The organism is Shewanella sp. 11B5 (assembly GCF_002836795.1).
Classification (GTDB): Bacteria; Pseudomonadota; Gammaproteobacteria; order Enterobacterales; family Shewanellaceae; genus Shewanella; species Shewanella frigidimarina.
This window is the reverse complement of sequence record NZ_PJAP01000314.1, coordinates 1-6,989: the sequence shown is the minus strand read 5'-3', so window position 1 is coordinate 6,989 and position 6,989 is coordinate 1. Positions and strand designations below refer to the sequence as shown.

Genomic DNA, 6,989 nt, shown 5'->3' with positions numbered 1-6,989 from the left:
AAGGTAATACCCCAAATTTGTTCACAATCTTCTTTGGTTAAATCATCAAAAAACTCATTAAAACCGGCAACTAAATCTGATTTAGAAAATAAAACATATACCGGAAAAGTCATACCCAGTTGATTTTGCAGTTCTTGTAAACGCTGCTTAATGGCTCGCGCATGTAAGTTTCTCTCAGTCTTGGTTTGGTTTAATAAATCAGACATACCCATGCTGATTATCACCCCATTAATAGGACGAACTGGGCGGTATTTTTTCAATAACCCCAGAAAACCTTGCCATGCCCGAGAGTCTTGTTTTACATGACTATCTTGAGTGGTATAACGACCCGCCGTATCAATTAATACTGCTTTATTGGTAAACCACCAATCACAATGTCTTGTGCCGCCAACGCCTTCAATCATATCTACACCCATTTTTTCTTTTAATGGGTATTCAAGACCTGAATGCTGAATAGCGGTGGTTTTTCCGCTTCCTGGTGGACCAATCATGATGTACCAAGGTAATTCGTAAATACTTTTATTTTTAGTTAGCTTGGTATTTTTAAGAATATCTAACGCTTGGGTCATTTTATTCTGTAAAACAGTGATTTCACTTTTGGCTAAGTCATCACCGGTCACAGAGTTACCCTCTTCACCGTTAATTAAGCTATCAACCATTTTCTCGCTTTGTTTTTTATTCTTGAGTTGTCGAGTAAAGTGAATGGCACCAAAAATAATAACAATAACCAATAGTAAGATAACCCTTGTTGCTGCTGATGCTAATGGTTCATACCCAGCTATAGCCACTAAAGGACCACCAAACCAAATAAGTAAAGCCAAACATAAAAAACCTATTATGGTAATTGCCCATTTAGACTTAAGTGTGTCGACAATTCCTTTGCCAATTGATTTTAAAGACATTGATGCGATTCCTTTGTGTCACACTAAAACAATAAGTCGATTTCGATTCGACGATTTAACGCGCGGTTCTGTTCACTGTCATTTACCACTCGAGGCTCAGACTCACCACGACCTTCAGGCCACAATCGGCCACTTAGCGATGCGCTATTAGCCAGAACGTTCGCAATCGACGTTGCTCTTGCTAATGAAAGATGCCAATTTGATGGATATTTAGAGGTAAAAATGGGTTCATCATCGGTATGACCGGTGATCAAAATTTTGCCATCGGTACTCTCTAACGTCAGGGCTATTTTGGCTAAAATCGCTTCAAAATCTGACCGGGGTTGAGTGTTACCAGAAGCAAAAAGTTCAGTCGCCCCAATGCGGATCCTCACACGATCGCTTAATTGTTCTACTTCGAGTAAATTTTTGCCAATTTCGGTTTGTAATAGTTGTTGCAGTAATAATGCTTCATCACGACTAATTTGTTGTTGCGCATCAATGGTTTTTTCCCAAGGCACAATCGAAGTCAATTCTTTATAAGCTTCTGATGAGTAATTGTTGATGCTGTAACTAAAACCCATATAGATAAATAAAGTAACCACACCAAATAATGCCCCGATAACCCATAAAGGAAATGGCTGCTGAAAAGTTAAATTAGGGACAATATTCTGTCGCCATCCTGGTGATAACTCTCTATGAAAATCGCCTTTGCAAGATTGAATGGCTAAATACGTTTTTTCACGTAATGCTTCTAATTTTTGATCGCCTTGAGGCTCAACTCTCATTTTGCCAACAAAACCAAGAGTTAAACATAAATACATCAACTCAAGTAAATTACACTTTTCAGAAGGATGACGAAGTGATGCTTCAAGCAAGGTATAGAAATATTCACCACCTAAAGTTTCATTATGAAAAGTAGAAAGCAAACTGTCTGATGCCCAATAGCTTTGCTCTCCCCAAGGCGTATTGAGAACTACTTCATCAATAAAACAACACAAGCAATATCGAGCAGACTTAATGTCATCTGACGCTAAATTTGCATTACGCAATTGTTGCTCATAATTCTTGATGAGTTCGACACAATGCACCCGTAAAGTATTGACATCATCATGCTCGGTACTATTTCGTAACTGAGTACAAATAGATAAAAGCGTACCCGCAAAATCAACGATTGGGTTTTGCGATAAGCTTAGTTGCGATCGGTTGTCGCGATTATCGGCACGATGATCTTGGATCAAGGTTTTCTGACTATCATCATCGACTTTTGTTTTATTGGCAGCCATACCCGACCCTTTCCCTGGGCGAGGTTTAACGATGGTTTTATCGTTCACAAAATTATCCTTAATGTTTTGGCGTTAAATACTCACAGCCCAAAGTTCTATTTGTAACTCTGGATAAGCACCAGAAATATGCATCGCTACACCGCCACTTGATTTAAGCTTTATCCAATGGCTGTTGTTTTTATCTAATTGAAAATAGTGATAACCAGCATGGTATGGCACCTGTCTTGGTGCTACTGGGAGGTTGGATATTCCAATGCCTGGTAATTGGTTATTTACCAGCTCTCGAATGGTTTCAACTGACCCTATTTTAATTTGCGAAGGTAGGCGTTGGCGAAGCTCGTCATGCGGAACATTTGCTTTAACAGCAAGAATAAACTCAGCATTATCAAGCATACTTTTATCTGCAATCGTCGAGAAATATACACCAAATTTGGTCTTTTCTAGGATCAGCTCTGTAGCACTTTGCTCCAATACGCTACTTAAACCATGATTCACAATCACCATAGTATTACTAAATACATAGGTTAAATTGTCATGTTGATAGACTGGAAATTTTGGCGGTCGCTTGTTGGGGCTGCTGAACGTTGAAAGTTCGCCAGAAAAACTAATGAGTGTGCGAAATAGCAATTCCGGATGAATGTGATTAACAACACCATAATGTTCGAAAATGGGTTGGTACTTATTTAAAAGTTGTAACATTAAAAAGTCTGCTATCGAACTAGAAGTCCCTTGGGATTGACTTAAGCGACCGGCTATAGCTTCTGCACGCTGATTAATCATACCGGTGACTTCAGTTGTCATATTCATTAAGGTTTTGATGTGTTCAATGCCAATACATGCCGGAATAAACTTTTTATCTAATCGAATCACGCCCTCTTCAGACACATCAATAACTCGAGCTATCGCGATTGAAACATAACCTGATCGGTCTTCACTTTGTAACTTTAACCGACAATCTAATTTGGCAACTTGCAGCACTTCCATAGCATCGGACCCAACGCTTGTGTCAACAATGTTGTGATCTTCATAGCTGTAACGAGTAATTTGATTTTGTTCAGAAGATGAAATATTCATCCCATTGCTTTTAGCAACGGGAAGAACAAGATAGACAAGTTGATCCAATGTACCTGCTGGGACAGTAATAGCCGTTGGTAACGGACTCTGCTCAGGAAGACAAGCCAAGGTGTTATCTGGAAAAACACAATCGATGCGGTCTAATCCAAATTGCCCCAGTGGTAGTAGGCCATAATTGACTTCATAGCTCACAACCCCCCAAGCAAGTGGGTTGTTATTCTTGGCAGTTCGCGCTTGTTGATGTTGCAAAAAACGTTCTTGCTGCTGCATATGTTGTGGACGAAGAAACATGCCCTCTGTCCATGCTATTGGGCTAAAATCGCTCATAATTTCCCTATTTATTCACAACAATTATTTTTCAGAGTTATAAACTGCTATTTTTTCTATATTGATAACAACATCATCATAACCAGTAGGATCGACTGCGACGACTGAACGCCAACGGGATGAATCAATATCTCTGTATGCGACAATAACACCAACAAATCGCGTGTTTTGTCCCAATGTCATGGCATACTCACGCGTTTCTGATGGTTGTAATTCCAGCTCATCCTTACGGATAAGATCTGGACCAAGCACATTTTCTGCTGACTCATCAAGGGTAAAAAAATCTTGAGTATCAAAGATAGTTCTTGATGATAATTCAAATATTTTCACCACCACTGGTGATGGCCGATCGTTAATGTCTGGATTAATGTCAGCACTGGCATTAAAGGTAATATCTGTCGATGGTGGGACGACAGCATTAATCGTTTTACAGCCAGTGATAAGTAATAAAAAGCTTACTAATACAATTTGATATAGACCTAACTTCAATTTCATTTATTAGCCCTTAATAATTTATAATGTTTTAATTTTATTGTCGTATGCTTTAACAAAATCATCTGATAATGCTGCAGCACTGTCTTGCATAAATTCTGTTTTTAAATTGGAATGTAAGCTTTTATATACTTTCCATTGGCGCATCTGTTTCTGTCCCGGCACTAACATGTCTGTAAGCGACTGGTTTTGACTTTTGGTTTCAATAAATTCAGGATCTAATTGATTTAGCAATCCACGGATAGCGCCTAATGTGCCTGCAGTTAAAGCGGTATCATGCTTTCGACCGTCATTAAAAGCTTCGGTGATAGCTTGTTGAGATGACAAGAAACTCGCACTTTTCCTTAAAAATAAATTTTGAAATACATCATCAATATTGGCCGAAAATTTCAATGGATTATTTTCACGCTGCTGGAATGTCGTTTGATTGATCCTAAACTCAGTCTTCAGCTTTGAACGTTGACGTAGTGATTCCATCAGTCCTGTCAACATAAACTGCATGCTTTGGCCCAGTTCAAACATCAATTCTTCAGTTAACACATTGACATAATCGTGTTCATTGACTCCCAAACCTTGGAAAAATGCTTTGCTTAATGCAGATGCTGGGCTTACCAGAGTACTAACTGACGCCTTGGTATTGGGTGCCTCGGGGGCCACTTTTTTTACCTCAGCTTTTACAACTTCAGGCACTTTGATAGGGTTAACTGAAGCTTGAGAAACCTGAGGCATGGGCTCTTGCGGAACAACAGACCGGGTATCTGCTTGTGTATGAGCTTGAGAGCCTTGCCCAAAAATATCTTTATCCCATTCTTCTGGAATGGCAACAGGTGGTTGAAAATGGTCTTGTAAATCAGCGTTAATCTGCGAGAGACCTGCTGATTGTTGTCGAGATTGGTTCAATAACATAGCAGAATCAAATCCTGCTAAATCGGACTCAAACCCAGTATCAAGCATTGATGAAGAAGAAGCTGCTGGAATGACTTTATTTTGCTGCAAAGTCGCTACTGGCGGTGCGTCATGTACATCTTGCTGAACATGACTATTGGAGGTCACATTTAACATTTGTAACTTCGCGCTGATCTCATAATCACCAAAAGTGAACAAATCATCGTGTTCAATTTTATGTTCACGATTGGCGCCTAACGCTTCGACAGCCCGATTGACATATAACCCATTGGTTGATAAATCCTCAATGAAAAAGTCATCACTGCGCTTAATGATCCGAGCATGAGTACCAGATACCACTTTTTCAGGATCAGGCATGTACCAGTCACATACATCAGAGCGCCCTAACGTTAAGGTGTCTGTGACATCTTTTGTTATGACTTGCTCAGGGGATAACCTGTGATAACTCACAATCTCTAGCGATAATTCCATTTCTATTACATCTTCCTTCATCAACTTATTGACTAGCCATCATACCCAGTGAGTTATAAGCGTTGAACACCATTGAGACGTTCATACATTTCATTTCCTCTGGCAAATAACTCTCTGGCTGTCTTCAGATATTGCTTATCAAGATACACATTTGCTTGGCGTAAAAATGAAGCGGCTAAACGTTTATCAAGCGTTAGCAAGGGTTCAAAGTCATCAGGTAAATTCGTGGCGAGCCCCCTAACTTCTTTATCAAACTCATGTAAGTCTTTCGGATTATCAATCGCATCCAACCTCACGGTTAATTGATTAAATGTATCTCGGTAATAAACTTCAGCAGCATCGTATGGATAGCTGGCAGTTTTACCTTTTGCCGTTAAATCGTGATAGTCATTTAACCTTTTAACCGCCACTTTTAATTCAGCGCCATATTCAATTAATGACTTAGCTTTTGGATAGTTTGCAAAAATATATTCGCCGGTAGTAATCAACCCATCAATTTGAGTAATATCATGTTTCTTTAAGGCGTTATTAAATGTGCTTGCATAGAGAGTGTATTCTTCATTGCTGGCGGTGTATGCATATCCAGGCTCGACAAACGTTAACCCTTCAACAATGGCTTGAATATTATTACTTCCCTGTTCGTTATAACGGGCTTGAGATAATAAAAGACTTAATCGTTCAGACAGTGCATCTACAACAGATTGTTTACTTCTCTCAGCTTGATTTTTCATTTGTAGTAAGCGAACTGAATCAGGATAAAATCGTTCTATATCATTAATAACTTGTGCTATTTTTTCATAATCTTGATACAGACCATTATCGCTTTTCGGTAAAGAAGCAATACGTTGCTCAACAATATCCAACACTTCAGATTGATGCGTCTTTAACAAACCATTCTTAATTAGCGTTTTATCTTCTGGAATATCTTCTATCTGGGCTAATAATGCTGAAGCAGGAATAAATTCAAATGCTTGAACTTCGCTTTTGGCCTTATTTGTCAGCGCGACTTTATTTTGTAAGTCGTCTAATTGAACCTGATAATACTGTTGAATTTGAAACCCACTGATCACAAGTACAGCACCTGCAGCAATAGCGGTGAGTAGTGGCCAACTTTTACTGTGGAACTTATTGATAATCAGCTCGATAGAAGGCGCACGTTGTTCTTTTTTCAGTGCGAGACCTTTCTTCAACATAGGCCATAATCGTGTACTAATATATTTGGGTTTAATCAACTTATTGTTAGTGATATCAACTTCATTTGCAGCTACACGGTTATAAGGATGTTTACTTGTTAGCAGCTCATAGCTAATACACGAAAAAGCAAAAATATCGTCTGCCGCGCAGGCATCTTCTCCAGATAACTGCTCAAAACTGGCATAAGCTGGGGTATAACCTGTTAAAGAAGAATCTTGATCGACTTCAGCAAATGCGTATCGGTCTTCTCTTTGCTGTAAATTTTTTGCAACGCCAAAATCAAAAACTTTAATATTTCCTTGGCGGGTGAGGAAGATATTTGAAGGTTTTAAGTCTGTATGGACAATGCCTTGTTGAT

Annotated in this window: 6 protein-coding genes; all 6 read right to left on the bottom strand. The window is 39.0% G+C overall.

The window, feature by feature from the left end; translation table 11 throughout:
* Nucleotides 1–902, bottom strand: a 902-nt coding sequence (gene tssM, locus CXF78_RS06375; protein ID WP_102036300.1) for a type VI secretion system membrane subunit TssM, incomplete at its 3' end; no start/stop codon positions are given.
* A 23-nt stretch (nt 903–925) separates the two neighbouring features.
* Nucleotides 926–2,215, bottom strand: a complete 1,290-nt coding sequence (tssL, locus tag CXF78_RS06370; RefSeq protein ID WP_102036299.1) for a type VI secretion system protein TssL, long form — start codon at nt 2,213–2,215, stop codon at nt 926–928.
* Between the two features lie 24 nt (nt 2,216–2,239).
* Nucleotides 2,240–3,568, bottom strand: coding sequence for a type VI secretion system baseplate subunit TssK (tssK, locus tag CXF78_RS06365; protein WP_011637829.1), 1,329 nt, complete (start codon nt 3,566–3,568; stop codon nt 2,240–2,242).
* A gap of 24 nt (nt 3,569–3,592) precedes the next feature.
* The gene (gene tssJ, locus CXF78_RS06360) at nt 3,593–4,063 is read right to left on the bottom strand and encodes a type VI secretion system lipoprotein TssJ (RefSeq protein ID WP_102036298.1); all 471 of its coding nucleotides are present in this window, start codon (nt 4,061–4,063) and stop codon (nt 3,593–3,595) included.
* Nucleotides 4,064–4,081: 18 nt separating this feature from the next.
* The gene (tagH, locus tag CXF78_RS06355) at nt 4,082–5,437 is read right to left on the bottom strand and encodes a type VI secretion system-associated FHA domain protein TagH (protein ID WP_180957066.1); all 1,356 of its coding nucleotides are present in this window, start codon (nt 5,435–5,437) and stop codon (nt 4,082–4,084) included.
* Between the two features lie 53 nt (nt 5,438–5,490).
* The coding region (locus CXF78_RS06350; protein WP_180957065.1) for a protein kinase domain-containing protein at nt 5,491–6,989 on the bottom strand (1,499 nt) is incomplete at its 5' end.

What these genes read in the sequence shown, in the direction of transcription:
- tssK (WP_011637829.1), bottom strand. Translation starts at nt 3,568, where the DNA reads ATGAGCGATTTTAGCCCAATAGCATGGACAGAGGGCATGTTTCTTCGT.
- tssJ (WP_102036298.1), bottom strand. Translation starts at nt 4,063, where the DNA reads ATGAAATTGAAGTTAGGTCTATATCAAATTGTATTAGTAAGCTTTTTA.
- tagH (WP_180957066.1), bottom strand. Translation starts at nt 5,437, where the DNA reads ATGGAATTATCGCTAGAGATTGTGAGTTATCACAGGTTATCCCCTGAG.